The 16,310-nt window shown below is 59.9% G+C and carries 20 protein-coding genes; 11 read left to right on the forward strand and 9 right to left on the reverse strand.

All coding sequences use genetic code 11. The features are described from left to right. Positions 1 to 202 precede the first annotated feature (202 nt). The 4 genes from BFQ03_RS25750 to BFQ03_RS25765 form a co-directional block, all read right to left on the reverse strand. Positions 203 to 1,114 (reverse strand): SDR family oxidoreductase, encoded by a 912-nt coding sequence (locus BFQ03_RS25750; RefSeq protein ID WP_065944289.1) that lies wholly within the window; start codon positions 1,112 to 1,114, stop codon positions 203 to 205. A 181-nt stretch (positions 1,115 to 1,295) separates the two neighbouring features. Beyond that, positions 1,296 to 2,240, reverse strand: coding sequence for an alpha/beta fold hydrolase (locus tag BFQ03_RS25755; protein ID WP_065944290.1), 945 nt, complete (start codon positions 2,238 to 2,240; stop codon positions 1,296 to 1,298). Then, positions 2,240 to 3,022 carry a class II aldolase/adducin family protein gene (locus BFQ03_RS25760; protein ID WP_032857695.1) on the reverse strand — a complete coding sequence of 261 codons (783 nt, stop codon included), beginning with the start codon at positions 3,020 to 3,022 and terminating at the stop codon, positions 2,240 to 2,242. Before BFQ03_RS25760 ends, BFQ03_RS25755 begins: the two co-directional genes overlap by 1 nt. Before the next feature lie 244 nt (positions 3,023 to 3,266). Then, entirely contained in the window at positions 3,267 to 3,722 is a 456-nt protein-coding gene (locus BFQ03_RS25765) for a flavodoxin (RefSeq protein WP_032857698.1), read from the reverse strand. A gap of 128 nt (positions 3,723 to 3,850) precedes the next feature. Between BFQ03_RS25765 and BFQ03_RS25770 the strand changes: the two genes are divergently transcribed. Continuing rightward, positions 3,851 to 4,318, forward strand: coding sequence for a PAS domain-containing protein (locus BFQ03_RS25770; RefSeq protein ID WP_032857699.1), 468 nt, complete (start codon positions 3,851 to 3,853; stop codon positions 4,316 to 4,318). A gap of 58 nt (positions 4,319 to 4,376) precedes the next feature. Further along, positions 4,377 to 4,982: a hypothetical protein gene (locus BFQ03_RS25775; protein ID WP_032857702.1), complete on the forward strand. Its 606-nt coding sequence runs from the start codon at positions 4,377 to 4,379 to the stop codon at positions 4,980 to 4,982. 2 nt (positions 4,983 to 4,984) lie between these two features. Here BFQ03_RS25775 and BFQ03_RS25780 read toward each other — a convergent pair whose 3' ends face one another. Further along, positions 4,985 to 5,944 (reverse strand): MerR family transcriptional regulator, encoded by a 960-nt coding sequence (locus tag BFQ03_RS25780; RefSeq protein WP_065944291.1) that lies wholly within the window; start codon positions 5,942 to 5,944, stop codon positions 4,985 to 4,987. 214 nt (positions 5,945 to 6,158) lie between these two features. Between BFQ03_RS25780 and BFQ03_RS25785 the strand changes: the two genes are divergently transcribed. The 5 genes from BFQ03_RS25785 to BFQ03_RS25805 all read left to right on the forward strand — a co-directional run bounded on the left by BFQ03_RS25785 (position 6,159) and on the right by BFQ03_RS25805 (position 8,569). Next, positions 6,159 to 6,719 carry a putative antibiotic biosynthesis monooxygenase gene (locus tag BFQ03_RS25785; RefSeq protein ID WP_065944292.1) on the forward strand — a complete coding sequence of 187 codons (561 nt, stop codon included), beginning with the start codon at positions 6,159 to 6,161 and terminating at the stop codon, positions 6,717 to 6,719. A 61-nt stretch (positions 6,720 to 6,780) separates the two neighbouring features. Continuing rightward, entirely contained in the window at positions 6,781 to 7,491 is a 711-nt protein-coding gene (gene folM / locus BFQ03_RS25790) for a dihydromonapterin reductase (RefSeq protein WP_032857707.1), read from the forward strand. Positions 7,492 to 7,546: 55 nt separating this feature from the next. Next, complete coding sequence (gene folX, locus BFQ03_RS25795; RefSeq protein ID WP_032857710.1) at positions 7,547 to 7,918, forward strand: dihydroneopterin triphosphate 2'-epimerase; 372 nt, start codon at positions 7,547 to 7,549, stop codon at positions 7,916 to 7,918. Positions 7,919 to 7,941: 23 nt separating this feature from the next. Continuing rightward, positions 7,942 to 8,238: a DUF1244 domain-containing protein gene (locus tag BFQ03_RS25800; protein ID WP_032857713.1), complete on the forward strand. Its 297-nt coding sequence runs from the start codon at positions 7,942 to 7,944 to the stop codon at positions 8,236 to 8,238. Beyond that, complete coding sequence (locus BFQ03_RS25805; RefSeq protein ID WP_065944293.1) at positions 8,231 to 8,569, forward strand: HopJ type III effector protein; 339 nt, start codon at positions 8,231 to 8,233, stop codon at positions 8,567 to 8,569. The genes BFQ03_RS25800 and BFQ03_RS25805 overlap by 8 nt, the downstream gene beginning before the upstream one ends. A 150-nt stretch (positions 8,570 to 8,719) precedes the next feature. On the opposite strand, the gene trxB is transcribed toward BFQ03_RS25805, so the two are convergent. Continuing rightward, complete coding sequence (trxB, locus tag BFQ03_RS25810) at positions 8,720 to 9,682, reverse strand: thioredoxin-disulfide reductase (RefSeq protein WP_032857717.1); 963 nt, start codon at positions 9,680 to 9,682, stop codon at positions 8,720 to 8,722. Positions 9,683 to 9,976: 294 nt separating this feature from the next. Here trxB and cysZ point away from each other — a divergent pair, with 294 nt between their 5' ends. The 3 genes from cysZ (at position 9,977) to BFQ03_RS25825 (ending at position 13,066) form a co-directional block, all read left to right on the forward strand. Further along, the gene (gene cysZ / locus BFQ03_RS25815) at positions 9,977 to 10,732 is read left to right on the forward strand and encodes a sulfate transporter CysZ (RefSeq protein ID WP_032857719.1); all 756 of its coding nucleotides are present in this window, start codon (positions 9,977 to 9,979) and stop codon (positions 10,730 to 10,732) included. Positions 10,733 to 10,815: 83 nt separating this feature from the next. After that, the gene (locus BFQ03_RS25820; RefSeq protein WP_032857720.1) at positions 10,816 to 11,808 is read left to right on the forward strand and encodes a cytochrome-c peroxidase; all 993 of its coding nucleotides are present in this window, start codon (positions 10,816 to 10,818) and stop codon (positions 11,806 to 11,808) included. Between the two features lie 79 nt (positions 11,809 to 11,887). After that, positions 11,888 to 13,066 (forward strand): glycosyltransferase family 4 protein, encoded by a 1,179-nt coding sequence (locus tag BFQ03_RS25825; protein ID WP_032857832.1) that lies wholly within the window; start codon positions 11,888 to 11,890, stop codon positions 13,064 to 13,066. A 464-nt stretch (positions 13,067 to 13,530) separates the two neighbouring features. Here BFQ03_RS25825 and BFQ03_RS25830 read toward each other — a convergent pair whose 3' ends face one another. From BFQ03_RS25830 to BFQ03_RS25845, 3 genes are all read right to left on the reverse strand, one after another. Then, a complete protein-coding gene (locus BFQ03_RS25830) occupies positions 13,531 to 14,634 on the reverse strand; it encodes an NADH:flavin oxidoreductase (protein WP_065944294.1) in 1,104 nt (367 codons plus the stop codon). A 225-nt stretch (positions 14,635 to 14,859) separates the two neighbouring features. Then, positions 14,860 to 15,342, reverse strand: coding sequence for a glutathione peroxidase (locus BFQ03_RS25840; RefSeq protein ID WP_032857725.1), 483 nt, complete (start codon positions 15,340 to 15,342; stop codon positions 14,860 to 14,862). Between the two features lie 135 nt (positions 15,343 to 15,477). Continuing rightward, entirely contained in the window at positions 15,478 to 15,963 is a 486-nt protein-coding gene (locus BFQ03_RS25845) for an FKBP-type peptidyl-prolyl cis-trans isomerase (protein ID WP_003188398.1), read from the reverse strand. On the opposite strand from BFQ03_RS25845, the gene BFQ03_RS25850 reads away from it, so the two are divergent. Continuing rightward, positions 15,932 to 16,270 (forward strand): DUF3565 domain-containing protein, encoded by a 339-nt coding sequence (locus BFQ03_RS25850; protein ID WP_082445526.1) that lies wholly within the window; start codon positions 15,932 to 15,934, stop codon positions 16,268 to 16,270. The two genes, BFQ03_RS25845 and BFQ03_RS25850, sit on opposite strands and share 32 nt — an antisense overlap. Positions 16,271 to 16,310 lie beyond the last annotated feature (40 nt).

The following is a 16,310-nucleotide window of genomic DNA, read 5'->3' on the forward strand; positions in this document are numbered from 1 at the left end:
AAACCATGTGTTTCCTGGAAGCCAGTCTTCAACAGATTGAAGCGTATTTTCAGTCTGTTACCCGTGTTCACTGACGTTGATTTGTAGCTCCTTGATCCAACGTCTTACTTCGGCCGCTGCTGATGCAGCGGCCTTTTTTATGCCTGAAATAAAACGGGGCGCCATCAGCGCCCCGCAGGATTGAATGTTTTTCAGGTAACGATCACAGGCTGTATTTCTGCAGGTTGTCCATCATCTCCTTCAAGGCTTCGATGTTGTCCTTGGGATGGGCCGCGCCTTCAAAGTCGCAGATCTGCTGCCAGTGCGCCGCCACGTCATCGGGCGAGAAGCCAGCCTCGGGGTCAAAGCCTACGCCCAGGCTGCGCTCCCAACGGGTCTTGCCGATCCAGCCGCCGCCCACTTCAAACAACCCGGAAGTTTCCTGGCACGCCTCGCTGCCCAGGAACACCACCAGCGGGCTGACCAGCTCGGGCTTGAGGCGTTCGAACACTTGTGGCGGGATCAGGCCTTCGGTCATGCGCGTACCGCCAGTGGGCGCGATGGCATTGACCAGGATGTTGTTCTTGCGCCCTTCCAGCGCCAGGGTCCGGGTCAGGCCATACAGGCCAAGCTTGGCCATGCCGTAGTTGGACTGGCCGAAGTTGCCGTAGATGCCGGAAGTGGACGCCGTGAAGATCACCCGGCCGTAGCCTTGCTCGCGCATGTGCGGCCAGGCGGCGCGGGTCACTTTGTAGGCGCCTTCGACGTGCACCCGGTAAACCAGGTCCCAGTCGCCGTCTTCCATTTTATGGAAGGTCTTGTCGCGCAGGATCCCGGCGTTGTTCACCACCACGTCGATGCGGCCAAACACATCGAGGGCGTGTTGCACGATCTTTTCGCCGTCGGTCACCGAATCATGGTTGGCCTCGGCAATCCCGCCGGCCTCGCGAATCTCGGCCACCACACGGTCGGCGGCCGACGCATTGGCGCCTTCGCCCTGAGTCGAGCCACCAAGGTCGTTGACCAATACTTTGGCCCCGTGCCTGGCGAACAGCAGCGCATGGGCACGACCCAAACCGCCACCGGCACCGGTGACGATCACGACTTTATCTTGGAACTGCACAGACTCACTCATAGGGAACTCCAGCAAAGACAGTGGATGATGGGCTGAGTGTCGGGCACGGGGCTTCTGGTCACAATAAATACGGGCGGGGGTGAATGGTGCGCAATAAGGTACGGGGATGATCGGCTCGTGTAGGAGCTGGCTTATGTGGGAGCTGGCTTGCCTGCGATTGCATCACCTCGGCGCAACTGATTTACCGAGGAGCCCGAATCGCAGGCAAGCCAGCTCCCACACAAGCCAGTTCCCATAGGCGATCTTGGTTGTTTTCAATGCCCTCGCGAAATGACAGGTAATGCTTGAGCACCTGCACCGGCGCTTCGACCTGCGGGTAATGGCCGATATTGGGCAGCAATACCGTGTCGGCATCCGCTATCAGCTCGCGATAACGCGCGACCATATGCGCACCGGAAATCGGGTCTACCTCGCCATCGATCACCCGCAACGGCACCTCGCCGCGTTGCATGGCCGCCACCCAGCGCTCGCGTTGTTGACGGCGCTGGGGGATGTAGGCGATGAGTTTGTGCAAGATCCGCGGGCCACCGTTGTTTTCGATCAGGCTCCAGAAATCATCCAGGGCACTTTCACTGGGGCGGGTCGCCGGGCCAAAGATCTGTTTGAAGCTGTCGGCCAGGGCGTTGCGCCCAAAGGCGCGGCCGATCATCCACCCCAAGGGGCTGAGCAACAGTTTTTGCACCAGCGCCGCACGATGGGTCTCGGGGAACAACCCGCCATTGAGAAATACACAACTGGCCAGTTGGAACCTGCCCTCGTAGTGCCGGGCGAGCAGTTCCTGGGCCACACTGTCGCCGTAGTCATGGGCCATGACATGCACCGGCTGCCGCACCCGCAAATGGGCCAGCAGGGCCTGTTGCAGGTCAGCCTGTTCCAGCAGGCAATAGGTGTGATCCAGGGGCTTGGCCGAGTCGCCGAAGCCGAGCATGTCGCAGGCGATCACCTGGTTGCGCTGGGCCAGGGGTTGCCAGAGGTAATGCCAATCCCAACTGGCACTGGGGAAACCGTGGATCAGCAGCAATGGCTCGCCCTGCCCGGCCACCCAATAACGGATGGTCTGCCCGCGAAAGACAAAGCTCTGCCCGCACTTGCGCCAGGCACTCAGGGGAATCTCTGTCAGCGGCATCAGAGTCGGTATCCAGGGTCTTGTTGGTCGAGCTTACGCAACAGCGCCGGCCAGGCCAGCGCGCCGCCCATGCCTTGGGCGCTCTTGGTCACGCCGGCAATCATCGCCTTGGCACCCGCGAGAATCTGCGGCTCGATGGCGATCAATTCGGCTCCGCCGTTTTGCGCCAGCACCTGGATATCGCAGGCACGCTGGAAGGTGAACATCATCAAGAACGTATCGGCGATGCTCGCGCCACAGGTCAACAGGCCATGGTTGTGCAGCATCAGGAAATTGTTCGGTCCCAGGTCGGCTTGCAGGCGGGCCTTTTCCTCGTGGTTCAACGCCACGCCTTCATAGGCGTGATAGGCCAGGCTGGACAGCACAAACAGCGACTGCTGGCTGATGGGCAATACACCTTGCTTCTGCGCCGACACGGCCACGCCGGCGGCGGTATGGGTGTGCAGCACGCAGACCACGTCGTGGCGTACTTCGTGTACCGCACTGTGGATGGTGTAGCCCGCGGGGTTGATTTCGTAGGGGCTGGCCATCAACTTGTTGCCGGCCTGGTCGACCTTGACCAGGCTGGAGGCGGTGATTTCGTGGAACATCAGCCCGAACGGATTGATCAGGAAGTCTTCGGTGCCCGGCACCTTGGCCGAGATATGGGTAAAAATCAGATCATCCCAGCCATGCAGGGCCACCAGGCGATAGCAGGCTGCCAGGTCGACACGGGTCTGCCATTCGGCAGCGCTGACCTGGTCTTTTACACTCTGTGTCGATTGAACAGGGGCTAGGCTCACGGCAATGACCTCGACGCTGTGGTGTTCTTATTATTTTGGGGTGAAGGGCCAGTCTAGTCAGACCTTGGGCAAGCCGTAGTTGCGTTGGCAGCCAGCTTGATGACCGAGCGGGTCAACCGTGAGGATAGTTCGGATTCGTACAATGTGGCGTCAGAGAAGCGACGCCAATAAAGGTGCGGCAACCACTGGAGCAACACCCCGCCGAGCATGACCAAGGACGTGGCGTTGCTGCGAGAGTTCCCGATCAGCCGCGCAGGGCCGTGACCAGGTCTGCCAGCCAGGGCTCGGCGTCCGCTTCGGGGGTGACGCTTTCGCTGGCATCCAGGCGCAGCATCGGCAGCACTTCGCGTACGCCCAGCTCGCCAAACAGCTCACGCATCTGCTCGCCGCCACCGCAGAAGGTGTCGCCGTAGCTGGCGTCGCCCAGGCCAATCACCGCCCCCGGCAATCCGCGCCAGGCGCCAGGCAATTGATCGCGGATGGTCGAATACAACGGCATCAGATTGTCCGGCAACTCACCCATGCCGGTGGTGGAGGTGACGGCCAGGAAGGCATCCGGGGCGAAGGCCTGCACATCGGCCAGGGTCGCCCGCGGGTTATGCCAGGCCTCGAAACCGGCGGCGTTGAGTATCTCCATGGCGTGGCGGGCGACTTCTTCTGCGGTGCCATAGACCGAGCCGGAAAGGATGGCGACTTTCATCAATCTGATCCTGTAGTTGAGTGAAAACCTGGGATATTAACAGCTTCACACTATTGAACAGCAGCCAGTGGAAAGCTTGGCGGGTTGTCTTACACTGCCAGGCCCACAAACAAGCAATGGATCGCTCGATGATTAACGCCAAGCTGATGCAAATGGTGGTCAACGCCTCCAACGACGGGATCGTCGTGGCAGAAAGGGAAGGCAAGGACAAGCCACTGATTTACGTGAACCCGGCCTTCGAACGCCTGACTGGCTACGCCCTGGACGACATCCTTTATCAGGATTGCCGCTTCCTGCAATCGGGCGACCGCGATCAGCCGGCCCTGATGGCCATTCGCGAAGCCCTGGACAGTGGCGGCGCGTGCCGGGAAATCCTGCGCAACTACCGCAAGGACGGCACGCACTTCTGGAATGAACTGTCACTTTCGACGGTTTACAACAATGCCGACAAGCAAACCTACTTCGTCGGCGTACAAAAAGATGTGACGACTCAGGTCAAGGCCCAGCAGCGTGTAACCCAGTTGGAAGCCCAGGTGGCCGAGCTTACGGCCCAGTTGGCAGCGCTCCGGGCGACGAGCGGATCTAACAAACTTTAGAAAATGCGGTCTTTAGAGTGATAATCGCTTTTACCACGCCTTTCCTTGAGCCAGATCAATGCAACGCGACGCGCTTTTGACGCAGGACGAGCTGGAGTTCATCCAGAGCATGCACCACAACCCGCAACTGAATGTGCGGGATGTATCGTCGAGCCTGACGGTCAACGGCGGCGCGCAGATCCGTGACCTGCTCACGCGGCTTGCAGCCCATGAGCAGGTGACGATCCAGGCACAATTCGATAACCAGCAAATGACCTTTCCACTGCAACTGGTGGAAGACGAGTTCCATGCCTTGCACTTGCGTCTTGGGGTCCCGAGCATTTTCGAGGACGGGCCGATGATCCGGCCCTGGCGCCTGGTGCTCGAAGAGCCGGTCGCCCTGGAAAACGTCAGGGGCCAGCCGGGTGCGTTGTGGGTGCATGAAGTGTCATTCAAGGGCCTGCTGGTGCAGTCCCGGGGCCGCAGCAAACCACCACGGACGTTCTCGATGTGGTTCAGCCCGTCGGGCTACGAGCGGATTGCGGTGCGTGGCACACTGGAGCGCGAGACCGCTCGCGGCCTGTTTGCCTACCGCTTGAACCAGACCGATGTGGATGAAACCGAACGCCTGCGCCAGTTCATCCTGCAACAGCATCGCCTGGCCCACCCCGAAGTGCATGCCTGATTTCAGGTATCCAGGGTTCCACCAAGAAACTGTTGCAAGCGCCGCTGCATCAACCGTCCTTCATTGCCCAGGCAACCGATTGCGCTGCCGGCCAGTTGCTGCTCGGCCATGTCCGCGGCATCACCGGCCAGCAGCAGCGGGCATTCCAGGGTCAGGGCCAACCGTTCCAGGCGCTTGGGCAGTTCCTGGGTCGGTGAACGGTTAGAGAACAGCACCAGCGCCTGCGGGCGCGTCTTCTCGCAGATCAGCGTCAACTCATCAAGGGGCTGGCCCACGCTCAGCACATGAACAGCCAGTTCATCACCACTGAACATGAGCCCTGCGACCAGCAATTCCAGCTCCCGGCATTCACCGGCAATGGCCGCCAGCAATACCTGCGGTGTGCGACCTGCGCGGGTCACTTGCAGGCGCTGGGAAACCCGCGCGCGCAGGAAGCTGTCGAAAAACAGCCATTCGCTGGCTTGGCCGAAACGCCCCTGATGCCGCAACAACTGGTGCCAAAGGGGCATCAGGATGTCCTGGAACACCACCGCAACGGGGTACGCCGCAAAAATCTGGCCGTAGAGGCGTTCCAGTTGCAAGTCATCAAAAACGCCAATGGCGAGTTGCAACTGCTGCTGCCACTGCGTCCATTCGTGTTCACCGCTGCCGCCCTGCAACTGGCGCTGGGAAGAGGCCTGAGCATCGTCGCGCGCGAGGATTTTGCCAACTTTGCTGACCGCCACACCACGCTCGATCCAATCCATAACTCGATGAACGGTCTCGATGTCCTTCTGCGTGTACAGGCGGTGCCCACTTTCGGTACGCACCGGCTGGATCAAACCATAACGCCGCTCCCACGCCCGCAGGGTGACCGGGTTGATACCTGTCAATCTTGCGACTTCACGAATCGGGAACAACTCATCGGTAACGGACGGGTCGCCTTGTTCAAGACCGTGGGAGAGTGCTGTGATTACAGACATCAATGAACCAAAAGTTTATGCATAGTTGGATCCCATTTAACGCTTATCTACCTGTCTTTTTCAAGGGATCCGGCCAGCCGTCCAATGTTGCTGGCGTATTTCGTCAAATCAGGAATAATCCTTGCCTGTTTTTTTGCGTAGCCGCCCTACCCCGCGGTTTCGCCAGGGACGCCACCTACCCGGTGCAGCGCTCCCACATATTCGGAGATACACAATGTCTACCCTACCCGTCACCTTGATGGTCGCGCGCCGCGCTGCCCAAGGTCGTTATCAGGACATGATGAGCTGGCTGCGTGAAGGCGAGCAACTGGCTACCGACTTTCCCGGCTACCTGGGCTCAGGCGTGCTTGCACCGCCGGCCGATGGCGGCGAATTCCAGATCATCTTCCGCTTCGCCGACGAAAAAACCCTGCACGCCTGGGAGTTCTCAGCCTCGCGCAGCGCCTGGCTCGGACGTGGCAGCGAGTTGTTCGCAGACCCCATGGAGCATCGCGTCAGCGGCATGGAAGGCTGGTTTGGTGCCGTGGGCCAGCGCCCGCCGCGCTGGAAACAGGCCGTCGCCATCTGGCTGGCGTTTTTCCCGGTATCGCTGCTGTTCAACTTTGGCCTTGAACCGCTGCTGGCCGAGCTGGGCATGTTCAGTCGCGTGCTGGTCAGCACCCTGGCCCTGACGCCATTGATGGTCTATCTGTTCATCCCCTTGTCGACCCATCTGCTGGCAGGCTGGCTCAATCCTGCACCGTCACGGGTCAAACCTGCCGAAGCAACCGTTTGAGCCCATCCGCAACAGGCCGGTCGCTGGTATAGTTTTAGCTTGCCCGCGACCCGAGCCTCCCATGACCGTCACCCCCGCCCCGATCCTGATTACCGGCGCCGGCCAACGTGTCGGCCTGCACTGCGCCCTGCGCCTGCTGGACGACAACCAACCGGTGATCTTCAGCTATCGCAATGAACGCCCTGGCGTACAGGCCTTGCGCGAGCGTGGCGCGATTGGCGTATTTGCCGATTTCTCGTGCGAGGCCGGTATCCTGGCGTTCATCAGCGAACTCAAGACCCATACCGACAGCCTGCGGGCGATCGTCCACAATGCCTCGACCTGGGCTGCAGAAACACCCGGTGACGAAGCCCACGCCTTTATCGATATGTTCAGCGTACACATGCTTGCGCCGTACCTGATCAACCTGCATTGTGCAGACTTGTTGCACCGCTCGACACTGGCCGACATTGTGCACATCAGCGACGATGTCACCCGCAAGGGCAGTCGCCAGCACATCGCCTACTGCGCCACCAAGGCCGGGCTCGACAGCCTGACCCTGTCCTTCGCCGCCCAATACGCGCCCCGGATCAAGGTCAATGGCATCTCGCCGGCCATGGTGATGTTCAACGACAGCGACGATGCGGCCTATCGTGCCAAGGTCCTGGCCAAGTCGGCACTGGGTATCGAACCCGGGCCCGAGGTGATTTACCAGAGTGTGCGTTACCTGCTGGACAACCCTTATGTAACCGGCACCACCCTGACCGTCAACGGCGGGCGGCATGTCAAGTAAACCCGAACGCCAGCCGCCTGGGGTTCCTGCAACTGATTGGACGGAGCAAGTAGCAATGCCACAACTTCAACCAGGTATGGCGCGCATCCGGGTCAAGGACCTGTGTCTGCGCACCTTTATCGGCATCAACGAGGATGAGATCCTCAACAAGCAGGACGTGTTGATCAACCTGACCATCCTGTATGCCGCACAAGACGCCGTGCGCGACAACGACATCGACCACGCCTTGAACTACCGCACCATCACCAAGGCCATCATCGCCCACGTCGAAGGCAATCGCTTTGCCCTGCTCGAACGCCTGACCCAGGAACTGCTGGACCTGGTGATGAGCAATGAGTCGGTGCTGTATGCCGAGGTTGAAGTCGACAAGCCCCATGCGCTGCGCTTTGCCGAGTCGGTATCGATTACGCTCGCGGCCAGCCGTTAACCCCCTGAATCTGCGTGAACCCTATGACCGATCAACAACGCCTGGAACTCGAAGCTGCTGCCTTCCGCCGACTGGTGGCGCACCTGGACAGCCGCAAGGATGTGCAGAACATCGACCTGATGAACCTTGCCGGGTTCTGCCGCAACTGCCTGTCCAAGTGGTACAAGGCCGAGGCCGATGAGCGCCAGATCGAGGTCAGCCTTGATGACGCCCGCGAAGTGGTCTACGGCATGCCGTACGCCGAGTGGAAAGCCCAATACCAGCAAGAAGCCAGCGCCGAACAACAAGCGGCGTTTGCCAAAGGAAAAACCCATGACTGACCTGAACACCCTGCGCGACAGCCTCGACAGCGGCGAACACCTCTTTGCCGATACCCTGGCCTTAATTGCCGCCGGCTACGACTACCAGCCACAGGCCTTCACCAATGGCAGCGTAGAAAACGCCGCAGGGCAGAACGAAGGTTCGTGCAAGACCCTGGGCCTGGCGCTGCTGGAGGGCTTGAGCGACCAGCAAGCGCTGCTGGCGTTCGGTGAGCATTACCGTTCGGTACTGGCCACGCCTGAGGGCAATGACCATGGCAATATCCGCGCATTGATCGAGCATGGCCTGGCGGGTGTGAAATTCAGCACACAGCCCCTGACCCGCCGCTGATCCAGCTTACAAACCCGGTCAATGTGAGAGCCGGGCTTGCCCTAATGCCAGCTCCCACATTGATTGGATTGCCAGATTGAGATGGCGGCGTTCGTCAAATCGCGCACATAAAAAAACCGGCCTCGCAGCCGGTTTTTTATTTCAACGGTTTTAGCAAGAAACGTCTTTCAACCCGTCGAGGTAACGCTCGGCATCCAGGGCCGCCATGCAACCGGCGCCGGCCGAGGTGATGGCCTGGCGGTAAACGTGGTCAGCCACATCGCCAGCAGCAAAGATGCCTTCCAGGTTGGTCGCGGTGGCATTGCCTTCACGGCCGCCCTTCACCACCAGGTAACCGTCCTTGGCTTCCAGCACACCTTCGAACAGCGAAGTGTTCGGGGTGTGGCCGATGGCGATGAACACGCCGTCGACTTTCAGCTCGTCGAAGCTGCCATCGTTGTTTTTCAGGCGGGCACCGGTCACGCCCATGTTGTCGCCCAGGACTTCATCCAGGGTAGCGTTGAGCTTGAGGATGATCTTGCCTTCGGCAACTCGCGCGTGCAGCTTGTCGATCAGGATCTTCTCGGCGCGGAAGGTCTCGCGGCGGTGAACCAGGGTCACGGTGCTGGCGATGTTGGCCAGGTACAGCGCCTCTTCCACCGCCGTGTTGCCGCCACCGACCACAGCCACTGGCTTGTTGCGGTAGAAGAAACCGTCGCAGGTCGCACAGGCCGAAACACCCTTGCCCATGAACGCTTCTTCCGAAGGCAGGCCCAGGTAACGGGCGCTGGCGCCGGTGGCAATGATCAACGCGTCACAGGTGTAGACGCCGCTGTCGCCGGTCAGGCTGTAGGGCTTTTTCGAGAAATCCACGGCATTGATATGGTCGAAGACGATTTCGGTCTCGAAACGCTCGGCGTGCTCTTTCATGCGTTCCATCAGCACCGGGCCGGTCAGGCCGTGGACATCGCCCGGCCAGTTGTCGACTTCAGTGGTGGTGGTCAACTGACCACCCGCCTGCATGCCGGTGATCAGCAACGGCTTGAGGTTGGCCCGGGCCGCGTAGACCGCAGCGCTGTAACCGGCAGGGCCGGAACCGAGAATAATCACTCGCGAATGACGGCTATCAGACATGACTCACTCCTATCGACCGCCCGGACTACAGAGCGGCTGGAATAAAAAAGGACCGCGAAGCACTTGGGGAAGGCTTGAACTCGCGAGGTCCTGAAAAATAATGGGTGCAGCGTATAGAGGGGGGCAAGATTAAGGAAATACGGAATAACAATCCAGCTCATAGGTGGTCTCTATTCTGTACCCCCTATTAATCGACATGTTTGTTACCGTTAATGTCGACTCGCTGACCGCGCTTTCACCACTTTCGCAAAGCCGGTAAGGTCGGCGCGTTTGCCCTTTTACCCGGAGTTACCCATGCCCGCCCCCGTTCTGTCAGGCCCACAATACCTGCGCGAAGGCCTGAAACTGGTCTTGAGCCCAGGCCTGCGTCTGTTTGTCCTGCTGCCCCTGGCGATCAACCTGATACTGTTCGTCGGATTGATCTATTTTGCTGGTCATCAGTTCAGTCTATGGGTCGACACCTTGATGCCGACGCTACCCAGTTGGCTGAGCTTCCTCAGTTACATCCTGTGGCCGCTGTTTGTGCTGCTGGTGGCCTTTATGGTGTTTTTCAGCTTCACCATGCTCGCCAATATCATCGCGGCGCCCTTCAATGGTTTTCTCGCGGAGAAGGTCGAAGTGGTGGTGCGCGGTACCGATGACTTCCCGGCCTTCAGCTGGGCCGAACTGTTCGCCATGGTCCCGCGCACACTGGCGCGGGAAATGCGCAAGCTCGGTTACTTCCTGCCACGCGCCATCGGCCTGTTTATCCTGTCGTTCATTCCCGTGGTCAACCTGATCGCCGCCCCCCTGTGGCTGCTGTTCGGGGTATGGATGATGGCGATCCAATACATCGACTACCCAGCCGATAACCACAAACTGGGCTGGAACGAAATGCTCGCCTGGCTGCGCCAGAAGCGCTGGCAGAGCATGAGTTTCGGCGGGATCGTCTACCTGGTGCTGCTGGTGCCGGTGGTCAACCTGCTGATGATGCCGGCGGCGGTGGCGGGCGCCACATTGTTCTGGGTGCGCGAGCGCGGCGCCGAAACCCTGCTGGCGGAAAAACCCTGATCGGTTCGATTGACCTGGATCATGACGATTTACCCACATAGAGCACATGGTTATTAAAACGATAAGCCTGTGGGGAGCAAGCCATGTACAGACCGTTGATGCTGATGTTTGGGTTGATGTTGGGCGGTGAGGCCTGGGGGGCCGCAGCCGCCAGCGAGCCGATCCTGCCGGTGCAGCCGGCGAAAATCACTGACGCCGCCAAGGTCGAGTTGGGCAAGCAATTGTTCTTCGACCCGCGTCTGTCCAAGTCCGGTTTTATTTCCTGCAACTCATGCCACAACCTGAGCATGGGCGGCAGCGACAATCTGCCCACCTCCATCGGGCATAACTGGCATCAGGGGCCGATCAACTCACCGACGGTGCTCAACTCCAGCATGAGCGTCGCGCAGTTCTGGGATGGCCGCGCGGCCAACCTGCAAGAACAGGCCGGCGGCCCGATTGCCAACCCCGGCGAGATGGGCTTCACCCATGACCTGGCCGTGGACGTGCTGCGCTCGATCCCCCAATACCAGGCCGCGTTCAAGAACGTGTATGGCGATGGCGGCATCAAGTTCGACGATGTAACCAACGCTATCGCGGCCTTCGAAGAGACCCTGGTCACCCCCAACGCCCCGTTCGACCGCTGGCTGCTGGGCGATAAAACAGCCATCAGCGCCACGGCAGCGCAGGGCTACCAGTTGTTCAAGAGCATCGGCTGCGTGGCCTGTCATAACGGCGAGGCGGTCGGTGGCAGCACCTTCCAGAAAATGGGCATGGTCGAACCCTACGCCACCAAAAATCCGGCCCAGGGCGTGGCGGGCCTGACCGGCAAGGATCAGGACCGGATGATGTTCAAGGTGCCGACTTTGCGCAACGTCGCCCTGACCTACCCCTACTTCCACGACGGTGCCTACTGGAACCTGACCGAAGCGGTGGACGTCATGGCCCGCCTGCAGCTGGGGCGCAAGTTGAGCACCGATGAGGTCAGCCAGATTGTCGCGTTCCTCGACACCCTGACCGGCGACCAGCCGGACTTCAAACTGCCGATCCTGCCGCCGTCCTCGGCCAAGACCCCGCGTCCTACGCCGTTCAACTAAACCAGTAGCGGGTCCTGTCGTCATAAATCCGTCATTGCGATGACACAATGACGACATGGCCTGCGCCGACACTGGCTGCATGACGACAGCTTTCCTGAATATCACCCTGATTACCGAAACCTTCCCACCGGAAATCAACGGCGTGGCCAATACCCTTGGTCGCCTGTGTGACGGGTTGCGCGCACGTGGGCATCAGGTGGAACTGGTGCGCCCGCGCCAGGGTGGCGACCAGAGTCGCCCCAGCGACGACGGCCTGTTGCTGTGTCGCGGCTGGCCCTTGCCGGGGTATCCCGGCCTGCAATGGGGCCAGTCCTCAATGCACAAACTGCTGCGCCGCTGGAAGCGCCGGCGCCCCGATGTGCTGTATATCGCCACCGAAGGCCCACTGGGCTTGTCGGCCCTGCGTGCGGCACGGCGCCTGGGGATCAGCGTGGTCAGCGGCTTTCATACCAACTTCCAGCAGTACTCCAGCCAGTACGGCCTGGGCATGCTCAGCCGGGTACTGACCCATTACCTGCGCTGGTTCCACAACCGTTCCACCCTGACCCTGGTGCCCAGCGTCAGCCAGCGCCTGGAGCTGGAGCGCCGCCACTTCGAACGCCTGGACCTGTTGTCACGCGGCGTCGACAGCCAACTGTTCCACCCGGCCAGACGTGACAATGCCCTGCGTGGGCAATGGGGGCTGGGCAATGAAGATATTGCAATCGTGCATGTCGGGCGCCTGGCGCCGGAGAAAAACCTGGGGCTGCTCAAACGCTGCTTCGACGGGTTGCAGGCGACTTATCCACAACGTCGTTTGAAGCTGATCGTCGTCGGTGACGGACCGCAACGCGAAGCGCTGGCCAAGGCCCTTCCCAATGCGATTTTCTGCGGGGCGCAACGCGGTGAGGAATTGGCCCGACACTATGCCTCCGGGGATCTGTTTCTGTTCCCCAGCCTCACCGAAACCTTTGGCAATGTGGTGCTGGAAGCGATGGCATCGGGGCTGGGCGTGGTGGCCTATGACCAGGCGGCCGCTACCCAGCACATCCGCCATGGCTACAGTGGTGCGGTGGCTATGCCAGGGGACGAAGATGGTTTTTGCGATGCGGCCAGTTGGTTGCTGGAAGAGCATGAGCTCCTTCGCAGGGTACGACTCAACGCTAGGCAACACGCCAGCCGTCAGGGCTGGCCGGCGATTATCGAACAGTTTGAAAGGCAGTTGCGGGGCGTCTGTGCAGCACACTTTACTGCACCATCCTTACCTTTTCCCCCATGAATGCTCGCCACTTGCCAGATCATTGAGCCCGTGCAATTTGTTACCTGATCTCAAGGAACGCTGAGTTTGTTTATTGCCACTGAACGTTGACCTAGGTAGCGCTGGCCAAACACCGTGTGTGCATACCGAGGTTAGCTTGAACAAACTCCATAGCCAAAAGGTTCATATCTATGCACATCAATACTCAATCCCCTGCATTGGCGAATTTAGATTCCTATACCAAGCCCCGCCCCTTTCCCGAAGACACCCCACAGGAAAAAAACATACAGCAGAATCAAGTCGCATATGATAAACCGAGTAATCCAGGAAGCACTAAACTCGGGGACCCGCAACGCGCTCCAGATCGACCTTTCGTCAATAATATGACCAAGCCGAACATCTCACCAGCAGGCTGACTCCAATAGCAGCCTGCCAGTGAGTCGCCCCATCGTCGGCTCACTGGCGGGCAACCGCGATGCAACCCGTCATCGCAGGGTCGTCAACGCCTCACGACTGAACGGCAAAATATCGCCTTCACGCCCTTCACGCACCTTCAACGCCCAATCCGGATCCACCAGCAGCGCCCGGCCCACAGCCACCAGATCGAACTCATCGTTGTTCAAGCGCTCCAAGAGTTTTTCCAGGCTCGCCGGCTGTGCGATTTTGTCGGTGTTGACCATGAACTGCAGGAACTCACCGTCCAGGCCGACACTGCCCACGGTGATTGTCGGTTTGCCCGTGAGCTTGCGGGTCCAGCCCGCCAGATTCAGCTCGGAGCCATCAAACTCAGGCTCCCAGAACCTGCGGGTGGAGCAATGGAAAATATCCACACCGGCGTCAGACAACGGCTTGAGAAACTCCCCCAACGCCTCAGGGGTTTGCACCAGACGCGCGGTGTAATCCTGCTGCTTCCATTGGGAGAAGCGGAAAATGATCGGAAACTCAGGACCTGTTGCGGCCCGAACGGCCTGGATCAACTCAATGGCAAAGCGCGAACGATTGGCCTGGCTGCCACCGTATTCATCGGTGCGCTGGTTGCTGCCTTCCCAGAAGAACTGGTCCACCAGATAACCGTGGGCACCGTGGATTTCCACGCCGTCCATGCCAATGCGTTGGGCATCCTTGGCAGCCTGGGCGAAGGCCGCGATCACCTCCTTGATATCCTGGACGGTCATACCGTGGACCACCACGTTGCCATCCTTGAGTTTTTCCATCGGGCCATAGGCCGGCACGCTGGCATCCGGCTCGGTGCCGATGCGCCGCACGCTACCCACGTGCCACAGTTGCGGAACAATCTTGCCACCTTCGGCATGCACCGCATCGACGACTTTCTTCCAGCCGGCCAATGCCGCTTCACCGTAGAAATGCGGAACGTTCGGGTACCCGTTGGAAGCCTGATGGCCCACCACCGTACCTTCGGTAATGATCAGCCCTACACCCGCCGCCGCACGGCGACGGTAGTACTCGATCACTTTGGCGTTCGGCACGCCACCGGGAGAAAACGAACGGGTCATCGGCGCCATGACCACGCGGGTCGGCAATTGCAGTGCGCCGAGCTGGAAAGGTTTGAACAAGGCTTGGACAGGCATGGGAGCACTCCGCGGCAGATGGATTTTATGATGCGGATAATATGGCGCACGCGGAGGGCTGGGTAGCACTATTGATTGCGGTGATTAAGGTGCAAAAGCCGGGAGCTACACAAAACACTGTAGGAGCCAGCTTGCTGGCGATGGTCGTTAACGGTGATGTTGTCTACCTGACACCCCGAGGTGTTCTTTCGGGCATCATCGCCGGCAAGCCGGCTCCTAAGTAGGTCAGACCAAGGCTTTTTCGATGGCTTGGACGATCGTGGGGTCATCAGGCGCTGTGCGCGGGGAGAACCGCGCCAAAACCCGCCCATCTTTGCCCAGCAGGAACTTCTCGAAATTCCAGGTGATATCCCCGGGAAACTCGGCGCCCTCACCCGCCAATAGACGGTACAACTGATGGCGATCAGGACCGTTCACATCCAACTTGCTGCCCAATGGAAAGGTCACGCCGTAGTTGAGGCTGCAAAATTCGCGGATTTCTTCCTCCGTTCCCGGCTCCTGCCCCGCAAACTGGTTGCACGGCAAGCCCAGTACGGTAAACCCCTGGTCCTTGTATTGCTGGTAGAGGTTTTCCAGCGCGGCGTATTGCGGGGTCAGCCCACATTTGGAGGCGACATTGACCACCAGCACGACTTGCCCCTTGTAGGGCGCCAGAGGCAGCTCCTGACCATCCAGGGCTTTGAGTTTCAGGTCGTGGAAAGCACTCATGACAAACTCCAGATTTCCCATATTCTTCGTAACGGCCATTCGAGATTACAACCGTCAAGTCGGCAAGAATAGCCGCCAATCAAAAAAGGCGCCCGAAGGCGCCTTTCTTTTCAACTGACTGGCATCGCCCGTCAATTAATGGTGGTGACCACCTTCGCCGTGCACGTGGCCGTGAGCCACTTCTTCCTGGGAAGCGTCGCGGATGGCAACGATCTTGACCTGGAAGTTCAGGCGCTGGCCTGCCAGCGGGTGGTTACCGTCAACGGTCACGTCGTCGCCGTCCAGGTCGCGAATGGTCACGATCTGCATCTGGCCATCCGGCGCGGAAGCGTGGAACTGCATGCCCACTTCCAGCTCATCGACGCCTTCGAACATGCTGCGGCTCAGGGTGCTGACCAGTTCGGCCGAGTACTCGCCGTAGGCATCTTCAGGTTCTACGGCAACGGTCAGCTCATCACCAACGTTCTTGCCTTCCAGGGCCTTTTCCAGGCCTGGGATGATGTTACCTGCGCCTTGCAGGTAGACCAGCGGCGCGCCGCCGGCGGAGCTGTCGATGACCTCACCAGCGTCGTTGGTCAGGGTATAGTCGATGGAGACAGCCTTGTTAGCGGCGATCGTCATGGGGCGAGACCTTTTGCATAAGAATGAAGAACGGACAAGTCTAAACAAGGATTTGCCCGAAAGCGAACAGAACCCGGACAGACGGGGTCGATCCAGTGACCCGACGGTCGCAGGATTTCAGCAGGACGCAGACGGACACTGGGTTGTCGCGTTGTCCTGCGGCCATACGCAGCACCTGCGCCACCAGCCGCCCTGGCAATCCCGGGCCTGGGTCCTTGACCCGGCGCAACGCCTGGCAAAAATAGGCCAGCCCTTTGCCTGTGGCTGGTGTGCGCAGGGCCCGGATAACGATACCCTTGGCACCTGATTCGCGGTCGACGCTCAACCATAGAGCGCCACCCAAGCCA

It is taken from the genome of Pseudomonas sp. 25 R 14 (assembly GCF_900004755.1).
Taxonomy (GTDB): Bacteria; Pseudomonadota; Gammaproteobacteria; order Pseudomonadales; family Pseudomonadaceae; genus Aquipseudomonas; species Aquipseudomonas brenneri.